The organism is Streptacidiphilus sp. BW17, from assembly GCF_041262485.1.
In the GTDB taxonomy this organism is placed as follows: Bacteria; Actinomycetota; Actinomycetes; order Streptomycetales; family Streptomycetaceae; genus Streptacidiphilus.
In genome coordinates, this window is sequence record NZ_JBGCCR010000001.1 from 1 (window position 1) to 16,629 (window position 16,629).

The 16,629-nt window shown below is 69.2% G+C and carries 15 protein-coding genes; 7 read left to right on the forward strand and 8 right to left on the reverse strand.

The genetic code is table 11. From position 1 onward, the window contains the following. From ABH940_RS00005 to ABH940_RS00030, 6 genes are all read right to left on the reverse strand, one after another. Positions 1 to 935, reverse strand: a 935-nt coding sequence (locus ABH940_RS00005) for a 2-oxoacid:acceptor oxidoreductase family protein (RefSeq protein WP_370103808.1), incomplete at its 3' end; no start/stop codon positions are given. A gap of 182 nt (positions 936 to 1,117) precedes the next feature. Next, positions 1,118 to 2,419 carry an MFS transporter gene (locus tag ABH940_RS00010; protein WP_370103810.1) on the reverse strand — a complete coding sequence of 434 codons (1,302 nt, stop codon included), beginning with the start codon at positions 2,417 to 2,419 and terminating at the stop codon, positions 1,118 to 1,120. A 47-nt stretch (positions 2,420 to 2,466) separates the two neighbouring features. Then, positions 2,467 to 3,846, reverse strand: a complete 1,380-nt coding sequence (locus ABH940_RS00015; RefSeq protein WP_370065518.1) for a hypothetical protein — start codon at positions 3,844 to 3,846, stop codon at positions 2,467 to 2,469. Positions 3,847 to 3,881: 35 nt separating this feature from the next. Further along, positions 3,882 to 4,616 carry an MOSC N-terminal beta barrel domain-containing protein gene (locus ABH940_RS00020; protein ID WP_370103812.1) on the reverse strand — a complete coding sequence of 245 codons (735 nt, stop codon included), beginning with the start codon at positions 4,614 to 4,616 and terminating at the stop codon, positions 3,882 to 3,884. Next, positions 4,613 to 5,410 (reverse strand): GNAT family N-acetyltransferase, encoded by a 798-nt coding sequence (locus tag ABH940_RS00025; RefSeq protein WP_370065514.1) that lies wholly within the window; start codon positions 5,408 to 5,410, stop codon positions 4,613 to 4,615. Before ABH940_RS00025 ends, ABH940_RS00020 begins: the two co-directional genes overlap by 4 nt. 15 nt (positions 5,411 to 5,425) lie before the next feature. Beyond that, positions 5,426 to 6,457, reverse strand: coding sequence for an inosamine-phosphate amidinotransferase 1 (locus ABH940_RS00030; RefSeq protein ID WP_370065512.1), 1,032 nt, complete (start codon positions 6,455 to 6,457; stop codon positions 5,426 to 5,428). A gap of 508 nt (positions 6,458 to 6,965) precedes the next feature. Between ABH940_RS00030 and ABH940_RS00035 the strand changes: the two genes are divergently transcribed. The 5 genes from ABH940_RS00035 to ABH940_RS00055 all read left to right on the forward strand — a co-directional run bounded on the left by ABH940_RS00035 (position 6,966) and on the right by ABH940_RS00055 (position 11,733). Further along, positions 6,966 to 7,664 carry a hypothetical protein gene (locus ABH940_RS00035; protein ID WP_370065510.1) on the forward strand — a complete coding sequence of 233 codons (699 nt, stop codon included), beginning with the start codon at positions 6,966 to 6,968 and terminating at the stop codon, positions 7,662 to 7,664. A 179-nt stretch (positions 7,665 to 7,843) separates the two neighbouring features. Further along, a complete protein-coding gene (locus ABH940_RS00040) occupies positions 7,844 to 9,049 on the forward strand; it encodes an ATP-grasp domain-containing protein (RefSeq protein WP_370065508.1) in 1,206 nt (401 codons plus the stop codon). After that, a complete protein-coding gene (locus ABH940_RS00045) occupies positions 9,042 to 10,283 on the forward strand; it encodes an acetyl-CoA carboxylase biotin carboxylase subunit family protein (RefSeq protein WP_370103814.1) in 1,242 nt (413 codons plus the stop codon). Before ABH940_RS00040 ends, ABH940_RS00045 begins: the two co-directional genes overlap by 8 nt. Continuing rightward, entirely contained in the window at positions 10,280 to 10,963 is a 684-nt protein-coding gene (gntA, locus tag ABH940_RS00050; RefSeq protein WP_370103816.1) for a guanitoxin biosynthesis heme-dependent pre-guanitoxin N-hydroxylase GntA, read from the forward strand. The genes ABH940_RS00045 and gntA overlap by 4 nt, the downstream gene beginning before the upstream one ends. Continuing rightward, positions 10,960 to 11,733 carry an SDR family NAD(P)-dependent oxidoreductase gene (locus ABH940_RS00055; RefSeq protein WP_370065502.1) on the forward strand — a complete coding sequence of 258 codons (774 nt, stop codon included), beginning with the start codon at positions 10,960 to 10,962 and terminating at the stop codon, positions 11,731 to 11,733. The genes gntA and ABH940_RS00055 overlap by 4 nt, the downstream gene beginning before the upstream one ends. 64 nt (positions 11,734 to 11,797) lie before the next feature. Here ABH940_RS00055 and argB read toward each other — a convergent pair whose 3' ends face one another. Further along, entirely contained in the window at positions 11,798 to 12,682 is an 885-nt protein-coding gene (gene argB / locus ABH940_RS00060; RefSeq protein WP_370065500.1) for an acetylglutamate kinase, read from the reverse strand. Continuing rightward, entirely contained in the window at positions 12,679 to 13,140 is a 462-nt protein-coding gene (locus ABH940_RS00065; RefSeq protein ID WP_370065498.1) for a RidA family protein, read from the reverse strand. Before ABH940_RS00065 ends, argB begins: the two co-directional genes overlap by 4 nt. A gap of 240 nt (positions 13,141 to 13,380) precedes the next feature. On the opposite strand from ABH940_RS00065, the gene ABH940_RS00070 reads away from it, so the two are divergent. Next, positions 13,381 to 14,553, forward strand: a complete 1,173-nt coding sequence (locus tag ABH940_RS00070; protein ID WP_370065496.1) for an aminotransferase class V-fold PLP-dependent enzyme — start codon at positions 13,381 to 13,383, stop codon at positions 14,551 to 14,553. A gap of 597 nt (positions 14,554 to 15,150) precedes the next feature. Continuing rightward, on the forward strand, positions 15,151 to 16,599 hold the full coding sequence (locus ABH940_RS00075) for a PLP-dependent aminotransferase family protein (protein WP_370065494.1): 1,449 nt from the start codon (positions 15,151 to 15,153) through the stop codon (positions 16,597 to 16,599). Positions 16,600 to 16,629: the final 30 nt, after the last annotated feature.

Below are 16,629 nucleotides of genomic sequence, written 5' to 3' on the forward strand. Positions count from 1 at the left end.
CCCAAAGCGCCACCGAACGCCGCACCCAGCGCCGCACCGATCCCCGCGATCTCGTCCTCCGCCTGGAACGTCCGCACCCCGAAGTTCTTGTGCTTCGACAACTCGTGCAGGATGTCCGACGCCGGCGTGATCGGATACGACCCCAGGAACAACGACAGACCCGACTGCCGCGACGCCGCAACCAACCCGTACGCCAGGGCCAGGTTCCCCGAGATGTTGCGGTACCGGCCCGCCGCGAACGCCTTCGACGCCGGAGCCACCTCATACGAGACCGCGAACGACTCCGTCGTCTCCCCGTAGTTCCACCCCGCCCGAAACGCCAGCACATTCGCCTCAGCGATCTCCGGCCGCTTCGCGAACTTCGCCCGCAGGAAACCCTCCGTCCCCTCCGTCGGCCGGTGATACATCCACGACAACAAACCCAACGCGAACATATTCTTCGCCCGCTCCGCATCCCTGCGGCTCAGACCGCTGTCCCGGAGCGCCTCCACCGTCAACGTCGTCAACGGCACCCTGTGCATGTGGAACGAGGACAGCGAACCGTCCTCCAGGGGATTGCTCTGATAGCCGACCCTCGCCATCGCCCGCTTCGCGAACTGGTCCTCGTCGACGATGATCTCGGCGCCAGGAGGCATGTCGCTCAGGTTGGCCTTGAGCGCGGCCGGGTTCATCGCCACCAGCACGTCCGGCGCGTCACCCGGCGTCAGGATGTCGTGGTCCGCGAAGTGCAACTGGAAACTGGACACGCCCGGCAGGCTGCCGGCAGGCGCCCGGATCTCCGCCGGGAAGCTCGGCAGCGTCGAGAGATCGTTGCCGAACGACGCAGTCTCCGAGGTGAACCGGTCACCCACGAGCTGCATGCCGTCGCCCGAATCACCGGCGAACCGGATGACCACCCGATCCAGGCGTTTGACCTGCGCGGGTGATTGCTGCATGGCGAAAGTCCCTTTCACGTCAGGAAGTTACCGAAAACCCATGGCGCGGTACGGCGGTACGGTCCAGGCCGGCCGGCCCAGACGGCCGGTCCGGGTCGGCCGGCCCAGGACCGGCCGACCCACACGGACTGCCCGGGGCGCCCCGGCCCGGGGCGCGGCCTGCCCGGGGCGAGCGCGGCCGATCAGGCGGTCTCCACCTGCGGCGGCACCCCGGTCCGCACCTCCGCGAGGATGCCGCGTTGCAGCAGCGCCAGGGGTACCAGGATCAGCGCGGCCAGTGCGCCGGTCCAGACGGCACCCCGCAGGCCGACCAGGGCGGTGACGCCGGAGGCGAGCAGCGAGCCGAGCGACATGGAGCCCCACATCGAGAACCGCTGCACCGCGCCGACCCGGCTCAGGAGTTCGGGGGGCGTCACCCGGTGGCGGAGCGTCAGGGAGGTCGGAATGTAGGAGCCCTCACCGATGCCGTGCACGACACTGCCCGCGATCAGGCCGATTGCACCCGCCATGCCGCCCGGCGTGCTGAGTGCCAGCATGACGACCACGCCGCACACCGACAGGGTGATGCTGCTCGCCAGCGCCCGAGCGGTGCCCAGCTTCTTGGCGACCCTGGGGGACAGCATGTTGCCGATCGGATAGCCGACAGCGGCGGCACCCATGACGACACCGGTCCAGAGCTGGTTCAGGCCGAGGACCCGGTTGCAGTAGAGCACCAGGCTGGCGTCGACCATGCTCAGAAAGAGCAGGTAGAACGTCCCGCAGAGCACCATGGGCTGGAGCTGCGGGTGCTTGACGAGGAACTTGAGACCGGCCGTGACGTCCCGCCGGATCCAGCCGCGTTCCCGCTTGGTGACCGTTCGGGCGGGCTCCTGATGACGCATCACCGCCAGCGCGAGCACGGAGGCCAGGAAGCTCAGTGCGTTCGCCGCCAGCGCACCGAGAACGCCGAGCAGCCGCACGACCATGCCGCCGACCGCCCGGCCCCCGGCGAGTGAGGTCGACTCGGAGAGGGAGAGCCGGGCGTTGCCGCGGTGCAGGTCGTCCGGGTCGGTGAACAGGCTGGGCAGGTACGAGGTGTAGGCGACCTGGAAGAACACCACCCCACTGCCGCTGACCAGCAACAGGGCGAAGAGCACCGGGAAGACCAGAACGTGGGTGACGGCCAGCAGCCAGATCACTCCGATCGCCACCGCCTGAGCGGCGCTCGCCACCAGCATGGTGGTCCGACGGCGAAGCCGCTCGACGATGGCGCCGGCCGGCAGACCGAGGACCAGGAAGGGGAAGAACATCGCCGACGGCAGCAGCAGAGCCTCGGCGACCGAGGTGTGCAGGACGTTGACGGCGAGAAGAGGAAGGGCCAGCACCATGAACTGATCGCCCCAGAGGCTTACGCTCTGCCCTGCCCACATGAAGCGAAAGTCCCTGCGGGCCGCGGCCCTTGTGACCGGATCGACACTCTCGTCCTTGTCCGCAACCACGGTCATGGCTCACGTCCTCTCAGAAATCGCTGGCTCTCAGGAACCGCTGGCTGTCAGGAACCCGCTGGCTCTCTGGAATCGCTGTTGTGGTGGAACACTCCGGCCGTCCGGGTGCCCTTGTTGGAGCTGATGCCGATGACACCGTTGTTCTCAGTCGGCAGTGCCCGGCCGTAGGTGCCGGCATAGCCGTCCGGCGTGTAGAAGAGCCCCCAAACCGCCTGCCACGGCTGGACCTCACGGGTGACGGGGTTCACCACCGGCTCAGTCCGCGGCACCACCCGCTCCTGGACAATGCAACCAGAGGAGGCGGCCTCCTTCAGGGCCATTGACCAGATCGCGTCATCACATTCCCAGCCGACGATCGTGCCCTTCCCCCCGAAGTAGCCACTGGGTTTGAGGATCAGCTGCTCCCGTCGCTCGCGACAGTGCTCGAACAGTTCCTCGTCGACAGCCGTGCCCTTCCCGTCCCAGCCCGTCCCACCGAGGCCACGGGTCCACGGCAGGACGCGGTCGATGACGGTCTGCTCCTCCGTGCTGAAGCGGTGCCGGTGACGGGGGTCGGACAGCAGCGCCATGCACCCCTTGTCGTTGAAGAGGTTGCTCGACATCGGCGTCCAGAGCACCGTGTTGCCGGCCTCGTGGGCTCGGAACAGGGGCTCGACGAGAGCCGGACCATCCGGCTCGTCGACAATCTGGTTGGTCTCGAAGCAGCGGTACACCACGTCGATCGGCAGGCTGCCCAGGTGCAGCTTCCCGTCGCGCTCCTGGACGTCCCCGATCTCGGCGACGTGGAAGTCCAGTCCGAAGCCCCGCATCACCGACTCGAAGGTGCGCCAGGTGGTTCCGTAGTCGACCAGGCCGCCGGGGCCCTCCAGAAGCACGACCACCGGTTCCCCGTCGGGCCGGACGGTGGCGCCGATCCGTCGAAGGCTGTCGGCGACCGCCTTGGCGGGATGCGTGTAGCCGAGACCGTGCTCTTCGGCGAACTCCCTGAAGGCGTCCGCTTCCAGGAACGCCCGCGGGATCTCGCCTGCTCGGTCCCAGCCGCCGACCTCGCTCGCGATGCCGAACTCCAGCAGCTTGAAGGAGGTTCCGTCGTGGTACATGTCGGCTCGCCCGTTGTGCGGCGGAGGGCCCAGCCGCCGCATCAGGGTGGCGCGGCGGTCGTCGATGCCGAGGGCCGCACAGAACCGGTCCAGGTCACCGTCGAACAGCCGTTCCGGCAGCGAGGTGAGCAGTCCCACCAGCCGCACGACGTCATCGGCGAAGCTCCGGATCTGGCGCTCCTCGACGAACAGCGGCCGGGAGAGATACTGCCCGGTCCAGTGCGAGAGCATCGGGTTGAGCTCGACGGCCTCGGCGGCCGAGTGCAACTTGCTGTCGGGAAGGAGGCAGGCCTCGTTGTACAGCTGGGTCACACGGTCCGTGGGCACCGCGCTCCTCCTTTTCGGTCTGCTCATGGGGGTGTTCACGCCCCGTCCGCGATCAGGACGGGTCTCTTGACGGGCCGGGCGTTCAGGGAGTCGCCGACCGACACCCACCCCGCCCGCGTGATCCTGGCGTGGACGCCGAAGGCCGTCGCGTTCCCGCCGATCAGGGACCCGGTGACGTCGATCAGCGCCTCACCGAGGGCGACCTGGTGACCGATCAGCTCGTTCTCCAGCTGCTCGATTTCGGCCTGCTCGTTCCCGGCCCGCCCGTTCCCGGCCTGCTGGTTCCTGGAGCGCCCGCGCTCGTCCCGCCGATCGTCGCCCGCAGCGACAACGATGTTGGGGCGGAAGCGCGGAGTGCTCCGGTCCCCCTCGGGATGCCACTGCCCCGCTGCCCTGAGCGAGCCCTCGCTGACCAGGCGCACCGGGGTCTCGTAGGGCTCGACGGCGAGCGAGCCGCCGGACGGGTGCGCCAACCGGACGGGACGGCCGAGCCAGTCGCTCAGGACAGCCGATGCCGCCGGATCGTTGGACCGGACCTTTTCACCACCCGGGAGGGTGATCTCCGCCAGGCAGGTGAGCCAGCGCGCGGACGCATCGAGCAGTTGCGGCATCCGCCGGGCGGTCAGCACCCGGCCGGTGTCGGCCGTGACGATCGCGAGGGCGCGATCGCCGGCCACGCAACCCCCGGAGAGCCTGAGCCGGGTCACGGACTCTCCGCCCAGGGACTTCACCGGATAGCGCCGGAGTTCGGTGATGCGGAGCGGCTTCACAGGTCCAGCACCAGGTCGGTCAGCGGTCGTGCGATGCACAGCAGTACCTTCCCCTCCTCCAGGCCGGCCTCCGGCGCCAACTCGTAGTTGACGGTTCCGCGCGCCAGACCGACACCACAGGTGCCGCAGACTCCTCCCCAGCACAGCGACTCCACGTCGATGCCGTGATGCTCGGCGAACTGGAGCAGCGAGTCGTGCTTGGCCTCCCAGCGGAACGTGCGCTTGGAACGGTTGAACGTGACCCGGGCCCCGCCCAGTTCGCCGAGCACTTCCAGCGCGTCCTCGAAGCCGGCGGTACTGCGCAGGAGCGGGACCGAGCCCCGGTCCGGATCGATGAGGACCCGCCGTTCCTCGGGCAGCGCCGACGGATCGGCCAGCGTGAACCCGTGCCGGACGAACCAGGCGAGCGTGGTCTTGGAGAACACCAGCACGTTGTCGAAGCCGTCCGCACGCGTCGCCGCGATCACGTGCGCCAGCAGGAACCTGCCGAGGCCCAGCCCCTGCCAACTTTCGTCCACCGCAACGTTGTAGAGCTCCGCCAGGCCGGTGAACCCGCGGACGGCGGCGCAGGCCACCACGGTGCGGTCGATCTCCACCACGTAGAAGTCCTCGGCTGCGGACTCGAAGACCTCCCGGTCGCGGACGATCAGGTTCCCGCTTTCGATGAACGGCACCGACAACTGATGCATGGTCGGCGCATCGGACGTCCGGCCGCGGCGGAAGGTCACGTCCATGACCTCGTCGCCACCGCGGCTGAACATCGCGTTGATCTCCTTGACCGTGTTCGGTCTCATCGTGTGGACCGCCCTCTACAGGTACGACGCGAGGGAGCCGTCGCGGCGCACGTCGAGGGTGCAGCAGTGGAAGCCCCCGCCGAAGGTGCGGCCGTGCCGGAACGGGACGGGGACAGCGGTGAAGCCCTCCTTCTCCAGCATCCGGGCCAGGCCCTCCTGGCGGGCCGGGACGATGATGGTCTCCTCGTCGTAGGCGAGGATGTTCATGCCGATCCACGTCGAGGCGCGGGGCCAGGTGAGCGCGAAGCCGTCGTCCTGCGGCTCGTCGAACCACAGCACCTTCCAGCCCCGGAACTGCTCGGGCAGGGTGTCGGGGCTGAGACGGCCCGCGTTGGCGAGCAGTACGCCGGGGCGCAGGATGTGCAGGGTGGTGCCTATGTGGTCGTCGCAGATGGAGATCTCGTGCACCGTGTACTCGGCGCCGAGCAGCCGACGCAGCCACTCGGCCCCCAGCCGGTTGCCGGTGTTGCTGACGTTGAAGAACAGGTCACTGCCGCAGCGCAGCAGGTTGGCCGCGTCGAAGAGCGGCTCCGACTCGGCGAGCACCGGACCGTTCTCGGTGAACTCGTAGGTGCTGTCCGGGAGTTGCGGCCTGGGCGCGGCGACCCAGATGGCGCCCGAATCGAAGTACTCGCGCACCAGCCTGCGGAACGGGAAGGTCTCGGCGTAACGCGCCCGCACCGCCATCGGCGCCTCGATGATGCGTTCACCGACCACCAGCAGGCAGTCACGGGGCATCAGGGCGTGGTTGGCCGTGGTGGCCCAGTCCAGGAGGGACACCGTGCGCCCCTGCTCGAACGGGTCGGGCCGACGCACCGTGACACCGAGTCCGACGAGGGTTTCCGACAGCGCCTGGAGGTCCTCCTCCGTCTCCTCGACGGCCCGCTCCAGCGCGCCGGCGGCCGGCCGGGACTCGACATGGTCGGCCGGGAGCCCGAAGAAGTGGCGCAGGGACAGATCGGCATCCGGGACATGGAAGCCCGCAGGGCTCCCCACCACAATCTCTCGAAGCGTTCCGAAGTCGGTGAACGACCGGACTGAGCTCACGATGCTTCCTTTCGCTGGCCGGGGTTTGGACTCTTCCTGGCCGACCTCGTCGACGAATACGGGAGCTGACCACTGTGCGGAAAAGAAATGAACGGCGGTGACCGAAATGGCTTTTTCGCGGCACCGGCCAAGCGAATCCGCCGGATCACGGACACAGCCCGTGGATACGGGTCGGCGGCCGTCGCGATCACACCACGTACTGACTCGATCGGGACACTAATCGACGTCAGGACGGGGGCACAGGGCCAATCCGCACAGCATGGCCCCCGGGGGTGCCAAGGCATACGGATTGGCCCTGTCTCGTGGTCGTCGAGCGAGGCAGGATCCCAGGTGTCGACAGCGGGCCGGTCGAGAAAACCGGCGCAGGCGTCGAGGCGACGGCGGTCCTTCCCTGAACCGCCGATGAGATTTCCGCAGGGAATTCCCGAGCATTCTGGATTTTTCTGCCGCGTCGCAGTACATCCCCTTGCCGGGCATACCGCTCCGGCGCTATGAGGAGGAACTGGATATGTCAACGAAGCTGGACCGGGCTCGCCTGGAGGGCCTGGCCGAGGAACTGATGGAGAAGCAGTTCCAGCGCGTCCCCAAGATGCGCGAGCTGCACGCGGGTGAGTGGATCGAGCGGGAATACTTCGTTCGCCACCTGGTGGAGACGGTCCTCCGGATCCGCCTGAACAACGAGGTCGACACCTACGCGCTGTTCAAGGTCGGTTCGAAGGACGACAGCCTGGCCGCGAAGCTCGCGAAGTACCTGGCGGAGGAGTTCGGGCACGAGGGCATGTTCACTCGTGACCTGGAGAAGTTCGGCTTCACGGCCGAGCAGTTGGAGGCCACTGACGTCTTCCCGTCCACCAAGAAGCTGATGGGCTACCTGCGCCTGGAGGCCGACACCCGCGGGCCGGCGCCGACGACCGTCTGGGACTGGTTCGTCGAGTGGTACTCCGACCGCTACAACCAGGTCATCACCGACAAGGTGGCTGCGGCGTTCGGCAAGGACTTCGTGCGCGGTTCGCAGAAGCACCTGGACTTCGACGAGTCGCACGACCACGACGAGCTGATGTTCCGCACCGTGTCGCAGGCCGTCGAGGTCTTCGGCTCCACCGACCAGGCGTACGCGGACCTGACTGCCTTCATCGACCTGATCGGCGACTACTTCGGCGAGTTGTACGAGGCCACGGCCGCGAAGACCGAGCTGGCCTCGGTCTGATTCGGCGACAGCACCGCGCAGCCGCGGGTGGAGGGCGCCGGGTCACCCGGCGCCCTCCACCCGGGCTACCTGCCGCGTCCAGCATCGCGGCGCACGGATCCCGCTCCCAGCTCGAAAGTTGATCTCACATGGCTGACTCAGCACCTGGTCACGCTAGGCGGATTCTGGTTGTCGAGCCGATGACCTCGGCGCTTGCTCTGCTCAGCACCGCGCGCCGCCTGGGTGTCCAGGTCGTGGTCGCATCCTTCGACGCCGAGGACCGGCAGCTCTCCCGCGCGATCCGCGAACAGGTCGACCGGTTGATCGTCGTGGAGACCAACAACGAGGCCGCCCTCACCGAGGTCGCCCTGGCGCTGCACGCCGAGAGTCCGCTTTCCGGCATCATCCCCGGCTTCGAGTTCTACGTGGACAGTGTCGCCCGGATCGCCGCACGCCTCGGACTTCCCGGCCTGCCGGTCGAAGCAGGCCCGGCGCTCCGCAACAAGGCGACCATGCGGGCGACGGTCGAGGCGGCCGGCCTGCGTGTCCCGCGATACGCGGAGGCGACCAGCCTCGCGAGCCTGGAGGCTGCCGCGGAGCGGGTCGGCTTCCCGGCCGTGCTCAAGCCGCAGAACTCCGCCGGCAGCGTGCATGTCAGCCGGGTGAACGACCTGGCCGAGCTGCGCCGGGCCCACCAGTGGATGCTCAGCGACACCCGAACCGACCTCGGGCGCGGGCTCGACGGCCGGATGCTGCTCGAGGAGTACATCGACGGCCCCGAGGTCAGTGTCGAGGGCTACGTGGACGGGGACGGGGTGGCGATCGCCTCGGTGACCGCCAAACTGCTGGGCGCCGAGCCGAAGTTCGTCGAGGTGGGTCACATCGTCCAGCTGGACCTCGCCGCGAGCGAGCGCGCCCGCCTGGAGGAGTACGTCGCAGGGGTGTGCCGGGCACTGAAGGTCACGCTGGGCCCGTTCCACTGCGAGGTCCGGCTCCAGGCCGGCGATCCCGTGCTGATCGAGCTGGGCGCCAGGCTGGCGGGTGACCACATCTGCGACCTGGTCGAGATCGCCACCGGCGTCTCGCTCGCCAAGGTCATGCTCGCCGCGTACGCCGGCCTGGACCGGGCCGAGGTCGCGCCGGTCCAGGTGCCACGCGCCAAGTGCGCCGCGATCCACTTCTTCACCGCGCCGGACCTGACGACCCTGTCCGCGGTCCGCGGCGTGGCGGAGCTGCGCGAGGCTCCCGATGTCCAGGAGGTGGAGCTCTACCTGGAGCCGGGAGATCCGATCGAGCCGGCCGAGGACTTCCGCAGCCGCATCGGCCACGTGATCTACCACGCCGACTCGTACGCCGACGCCCTGGAGCGCCGGCACGGCATCGCCAGAGAGGTGCGCTTTGAGTAGCCGACCCGTACCGACGTACCTGGTCCTCAACCGTTTCGACGACGAGTTCGGCGAGTACCACCGCTACGTCGACCGGGACAGCTGCCGGCTGGTGTATCTGACCAGGGACTACGGCCTGACGGTTCTCGACACCGAGCACGCGCTCGAGACGGTGGTCGTTCCGGATCTGGAACTGGAGACGGTGCTCCCGCTGGCGAAGGAACTGTCCGAACGGCACGGCGGGTTCGACGGCGTGGTGGGGATCTCCGAGTGGGACCTGCTGACCGTCGCCCAACTCCGGCAGGAACTGGATGTGCCCGGCTGGAGGCCCGAGTTCGTCAACCGCTTCCGCGACAAGCCCCGCATGAAGGAGCTGGTTTCGGCTGCGGGCCTGCGCGCGCCACGATTCCTGGAGCTGGACGCCACGAGTACCGCCGAGGAGGTGCTGCGCGAGGTCGGGTTGCCGGTCATCATCAAACCCAGGTCCGGCGCGGCCTCGCAGGGTGTGACGCGGGCCGACGATCCGGAGCGGTTGGCCGCCGTGCTGGCCGGGGTCGACCCGATCGGCTACGAGTGCGAGGAGTTCATCGACGGCGACGTCCTGCACGTCGACGGCGTCCGCAGGGACAGCCGCTTCCACTTCGTGAGTGCTTCGGCATATGTGAACAACTGTCTGGAGTTCACCGAGGGAACGCCGCTCGGCTCGGCGCTGCTGGACGCGGGGACCGAGCGGGACGAGGTGATCGCCTTCGCCGGAGCCTGCCTGGACGCGCTCGATCTGGCCGACGGCCCGTTCCATCTGGAGCTGTTCCGCACTGCCGCCGGTGAACTGGTCTTCCTGGAGGTCGGATTGCGTCCCGGCGGCGCGGAGGTGGGATTCATCCACCGTGACCTGTTCGGGGTCAACCTCTTCGCGGAGTCGTTCCGGGCGGCGCTGGGGCTGCCGCCGTTCCACTCCCCGGAGGAGTTCACCTCGGCACCGGGCGGCGGCTGGGTCAGCATCCCCGAGCCGCGGCCTCTGCCGAGCCGCGTCGTCTCCCGCACCCCACTGGTCGGTGTGATCAGCGAGGTCTACGCCGAGGTACTCCCCAAGGTCGGCGCGATCCTCGACGGGACCGGCGGCTACGAGCAGATCGGCGGCCGGTTCCGGCTGCGCGGCGCGGGCCACGACGAGGTGCGACGGGCCGTCCTGGAGGTCATGGCCCGGTACCGGCTGGTCGCCGAGCCGGCGGAGCAACCGGGAGCGCCGACGTGATCCCCGAGTCACGGGCCCGGGAACTCCTGCTCGAGAAGATCGACTCGGACTCGTTCGCCTGCGTGGCGGGCAAGAGCGCGCTGCTCCGCAAGACCATCGTGCACCACCACTTCGGCCCGCTGGCGGCGGCGGAGACGACCGCCGCGCTGTATCCGGCGCTGGTCGACTTCGCCCGGAACAAGGACGAGGTCGACCCGCTGCTGGCCTCGTTCGCCGCGACGTTCGACGCTCCCGGCGCGGTGGACGAGCGGGAGTTCGAACGGCTGCTCTGGGACCAGCTCCAAGCCCTGCACGAGATCGACGTGACCCGGTACCCGTGGTCCCCTCTGCTGGACCCCGATCCGACCTCGCCGCGGTTCGGCTTCAGCGTCGGTGAGCACCCCTTCTTCGTGGTCGGGCTGCATCCCGGTGCCTCGCGGGTCTCCCGGAGGTTCCCGCTGCCGACGCTGGTCTTCAACTCCCACGTGCAGTTCGAGCGGATGAAGGCCAACGGCGCCTACCAACGGATCCAGCGGGAGGTACGCCGACGGGAGATCGCCCTGCAGGGCGCGATCAACCCCAATCTCGCCGACTTCGGCGATGACTCCGAGGCACGCCAGTACTCGGGGATGGCCGTGGCGGACGCCTGGGTCTGCCCCTTCGAGCCGAAGCTCTCGACATCCGAGGAAGGTACGCAGTGACACAGTGGGTGGTGGTGACCGGAGGCACGTCCGGGATCGGACGGGCGGTAGTCGATCGCTTCCTGAAGGACGGTCAGGCCGTCGCGGTTCTCGCCCGGCGGACCGACCGGCTGGAGGAGCTGGTCGGCACGTTCGGGCCGGACCAGCTCCGCGTGGAGGCCGTGGACGTCCGGGACCGGGAGGCGATCGCCGACGCGGTCGCCCAGCTCACCGCCGACGACGGCGGGATCGCCGCGCTGGTCAACAACGCCGGCCTCTCGCTGGGGCTGGGAGCACTGGACGAGGGCTCTCCCGAAAACTGGCGGACGATGATCGACACGAACATCGAGGGACTGCTCAACTGCACCCACGCCGTCCTCCCGGTCATGAAGCGGGCCGGAACCGGACACATCATCAATCTTGGTTCGCTGGCGGCGGAGTACGCCTTCTTCGGTGGCAACGTCTACGGCGCGACCAAGGCCTTCGTGCACCAGCTTTCGGCGAACCTCCGGGTCGATCTGCAGGGAACCGGCGTACGGGTGACCTGCGTCGCGCCCGGAATGGTCCGCAGCGAGTTCGCGCTGGTGCGGTTCGGCGGCGACCAGGAGCAGGCGGACCGGCTCTACGAGGGCATCCAGCCGCTCTCCGCGGAGGACATCGCGGACGCCGTGCTGTGGGCACACCGGACGCCCGCGCACGTCAACGTCAACTACATCGAACTCATGTCGGTGGACCAACCGTTCGGGCTGGCCCTGCGCCGCGCTGCGGTCGACAGCCGACCGGCCGGCTGACCCGCCCCCTCCGCTGTCGTGCCCCGGTGGACGGTTGTCCACCGGGGCACCACGCCGTCCGTCGCTACGGGACGACCCGGGTACCGACGGCGGTGTCACCGAAGACGGTGTCGCCGAAGGCGTGGTCGAACAGGGTGTGCGGCACCCGTCCGTCCAGGACGTGCGCGACGGGCACCCCCGACCGGACGGCACGCAGGCAGCCCTCCATCTTCGGGATCATCCCCCCGGACAGCGTCGGCAGCAGCCGTTCCAGCTCGTCCGCGGTGATCCGGTCGACGACCTTCTCGGTGGACGGCCAGTCGGCGAACAGGCCGGCCACGTCGGTCAGCACGACCAGCAGTTGCGCCTTCAGCGCCACCGCCAGGGCCGCCGCGCCGGCGTCCGCGTTGACGTTGTAGGCGAGCCCGTCCTCGCTCCGGGCGATGGGCGAGACCACCGGGATCCGCCCGTCCCGGAGCAGGGCGTGCAGCGCGCTCGGATCGGACCCCGACACGTCTCCGACCAGACCGAGCTCGACCTGTTCACCGTCCACCTCGGCATACCGCTTGATCGCCGTCATGGTCCAGGCGTCCTCGCCCGTCAGACCGACCGCGAACGGGCCGTACTCGTTGAGCAGGCCCACGACCTGCCGCTGGACCTGTCCGGCCAGGACCATCCCGACCACTTCCATGACCTCCGGAGTGGTCACCCGGAGCCCCGCCGCGAAGGAGGGACGCATGCCGAAGCGAGCCAGCTGGGCGTCGATCTGCGGCCCCCCGCCATGCACCACGACGGGCAGCACACCGGCCTGCCGCAGGCGGACCACGTCCTGCGCGAAGGCCCGGTTGAGCCGCTCGTCCACCATCGCGTTGCCGCCGAACTTGATCACGACGATCTCGCCGACGAACCTTGCCGTCCGCTCGATCTGAGCATCCGTCAGCTCGGGCGCCACGACGACCGGCGGCGTCACACCGCCTCGCCCTCGGGGCGCACCCGCACGATCGCCTCGACCTCCACCGGCGCCCCGAGCGGCAGGGAGGCGACGCACACCGCGGACCGGGCATGCCTCCCCTGCTCACCGAGGAGCTCGATGAGCAGGTCGGAAGCGCCGTTCGCCACCACGTGCGGTTCCTCGAACTCCGGCACGCTGTTGACGAAGACGGTGAGCTTGAGCAGTGCGGCCACCCGGTCCAGGCTGCCGAGACCGGCCTGGAGCTGGGCCAGCACGTTGATCGCGCACTGCCGGGCGGCCTCGATCGCCCCGGCGGCGTCGATGTCCGCTCCGACCCGGCCGCGAACCCCGTCCGCGATCTGACCGGAGACGAAGGCGAGATCGCCGTCCACCCGGCAAGGCGTGAAGGACGCGACGGGCTTCGGGGCCTCGGGCAACCGGATACCGGCCGCTTCCAACCGTGCCGACAGGTTCACAGGTGCTCCTCGTGAGAGATCGTGAGATCGGGAGAGCTCGGGAGACCGCCTCAGGTGTGTGGCCTCGGCGGGAACGCGCCCAGCATCTCCGCGCGGCCGTGCTCCGGACAACGGCCAATCCGCACTCGTTGGCCCCCGGCCGGCGGGCCCGTTCCGGCCGGACCACCGTCACCGCTTTGGCCCTATGCACGCCGGAACGCCGGGGAGCAGAATGCGCCGAGCCGGCTGGACCAGGAGGTCATGGTGACGATCGACGTCGCGCGGGTACGCGCCGACACACCCGCGTGCGCGCAACTCGCCCACCTGAACAACGCAAGCGCCGCACTGGCACCCCGGCCGGTGACGGACAGCATGGTCGAGCACCTGCGGCTGGAGCAGCGGATCGGTGCCTACGAGGCCGCGGAGGAAAGCGCCGACCGCCTGGACCGCAGCTACGCCGCGCTGGCCCGCCTGATCACGGCGGAGCCGCACGAGATCGCCCTGGCCGAAAGTGCCACCCGTGCCTGGAACATGACCTGCTACGCACTCCCCTGGACGCCCGGGGACCGGATCCTGACCAGCCGCGCCGAGTTCGCGAGCGTGAGCATCGGGCTGCAGGACATCGCCCGCAGGCACAGCGTCCGGATCGACGTGGTGCCGGACGACGCGACGGGCGTCCTGTCCGTCGAGGCGCTGCGCGAGATGGTCGACGACCGGGTGAAGTTGATCGCCGTGACGCATGTGCCGTCCCACAACGGACTGGTCAACCCGGTGGCGGAGATCGGCAGGATCGCCCGCGACGCCGACGTGGTGTACGCGCTCGACGCCAGCCAGTCGGTGGGTCAACTCCCGGTTGATGTACGGGAGATCGGCTGCGACCTGCTGGTCGCACCCGGCCGGAAGTTCCTGCGCGGACCACGCGGCACCGCGTTCCTGTACTGCTCCTCACGCCTGCTCGACCGGCTGGAGCCGTCCCAGCTGTGCCTGCACAGCGCGCGCCGGACCGAGACGGGCGCTCTCGCCGTCCGCGAGGACGCCCGCCGCTTCGAGACCTGGGAGCGCTGCCTGGCCGGCCAGATCGGGCTCGGCGTGGCCGCGGAGTACGCCCTGGGGCTCGGGCTCGAAGCGATCCGGCAGCGCGTGGGCGAGCTGGCGGGCGGTCTGCGGCAGCGGCTGCGCGAACTGCCCGGGGTGACCGTCCTCGACCGCGGTGAACGACCCTGCGGCATCGTCGCGTTCACCGTGGCGGGGCACGACAGCGCGGATCTGTCCCGGGCGTTGCGGAAGGTGGGAGTCAACGTGTCGGCCACCCGTCCCGACACCGCTCCCTGGGACCACCCGGTCGCGGCGGTGCGCGCGTCGCCGCACTACTACAACACGGAGGATGAACTCGACCGGCTCTGCTCCGCCATCCCGCGTCGGACCGGCGGATAGCCCGACCTCGACCCGGGGCCGGGCCGGGTCGGAGCCGGACCCGGAGCCGCCGAAGCGGAGCCGCGTCCCGCAGCACCTCCGCAGCTCCTCCCCCGACCTCATCTTCGGCACGATTCCGGCTGACATGCGCATGTATCTCCCCTGCGCTCTTCCGCAATGCGCAGATCCGATCCACGGATGCCACTTCCTCGACGCGGTTACAGCAGCGAATCTTGTGACGGCACGTGCCGACTACCACCCAGCGCATGTCAGTCCGGCTGCCGCCGGGCACCACGCCCTCGAGGGGAAGCATCTGTGATGCACACGTTGGTTCACGCTCGCGGCACCGCCGCCGCCCGGATCGACGAAACCGCGCTGAGCTGTCACACCTCGCCGGACGACTGAGAGCTCGCGCGGATCTTCGATCGCGCGATCATCGGCTCCACTGCGCCGGGGGACCACCTCGACGCATGCTCATATCCCGTGCACTCTCAACGCCCTCGTTCCCGTAGGCCGTGACGTCAAAAACGCCTTCCGCCGTGCCTTCCAACTCCGAAGCCCTCACGGCTGGAGATCACGGCCACTGGAGCCAGTCGGCAAGACATCTGATGAGGCGCCATGGTACTTGTGATCAGTTCGACCCAAATCCGACGCATCATTGAGCATTGGCAGCGCAGTGGCACCGCCTATTCGGACCTCGCGGACGCGATCCGCATCGCGGTCATCGACGGCCGAATCCCGCTGGGCGCGCGAATTCCGGCCGAGCGGGTCCTCTCGTCAGAGCTGGAGATCAGCCGCAACACCGTGACAACGGCCTACCGGCTGCTGCGCGAGACCGGCTATCTGGAGAGCAGGCAGGGTGCCGGATCCTTCGTGACGATCCCGCCGGACAAGAGCCGGCCCGCCCGGTCCTTCTCCTGGACGGCCGCGAGCGCCGACGGCGACATCGACTTCACCACCGCGACGCTGTCCGCGCCCGAACCGATGCTTGTCGAGGCGACCTGGGAGGCGGCTGCCCACCTCAGGCGGCATACCCAGTCGCCGGGTTACGACCTGGTCGGTATACCCGCGCTTCGCGAAGCGCTGGCCGACCGGATGACCCGTCAGGGCCTGCCGACCACACCCGACCAGATCATGGTGACGGCAGGCGCCCAGCACGCCTGGCACCTGTTGCTCCAACACCTCTCCCGCCCACATGACCGGATCCTGCTGGACAGCCCGACTTATCCCGCCGTCCTCGACTCGATCCGCGCCATGCGCCGTCGGTCGGTGCCGGTGGGGCTGTCCTCGACGGGCTGGGACGTCGACCTGCTCGACAAGGCGATCCGGCAGACCAAGCCCGCCCTGGCATACCTGATGCCCGATTTCCACAACCCGACCGGCGCGGTGATGCCGCGCTACATCCGGACGGCGATCGCCGACGCGGCCCGGGTCTCCGGAACCTTCCTGGTCATCGACGAGACCCTGCGCGACCTGTCGCTCGACGACACCGTCCTGCCCGCCCCGATGTCCACGTACGGCGCGTCGAACTGGGCCATCACCATCGGCTCGTTGAGCAAGACCTGCTGGGGAGGGCTCCGGCTCGGCTGGCTGCGTGCCGCGCCGTCGGTGATCTCGGCGCTGGTGGGGCTGCGGGGTTCGACCGACTCGGGCAACCCGATCATCACCCAGCTGACCGCCTGCCTGCTCCTGGAGAAGTTCGACGACCTTCTGAGCCAGCGGCAAGCCATGCTCACCACGAACCGCCAGGGGCTGGTGGAGGCGTTGGGGAAGCACCTGCCCGATTGCACCTTCACCATCCCGGCCGGGGGACTCTCGCTCTGGGTCGACCTCGGGGCACGGGTGAGTTCCCGGCTGGCGCTGGCGGCTCCGCAACACGGCGTGCAGTTGCTCGCCGGTCCCCGCTTCGGTGGTGAGGGAACGTTGGAGAACCGGACCCGGCTCCCGTTCGTCCACGACCCCGCCACCGCCGAGGAGGGCGTCCGCCGGATCGCCGCGGCGCTGCGGGACATCACCCCGCAGCCGGCCGCGTCGATGGTCTGGGGCGCCGGGGCCATGGCTTCATAGCGGGCGCGGTCGGCGGTGGACACGGGGCAG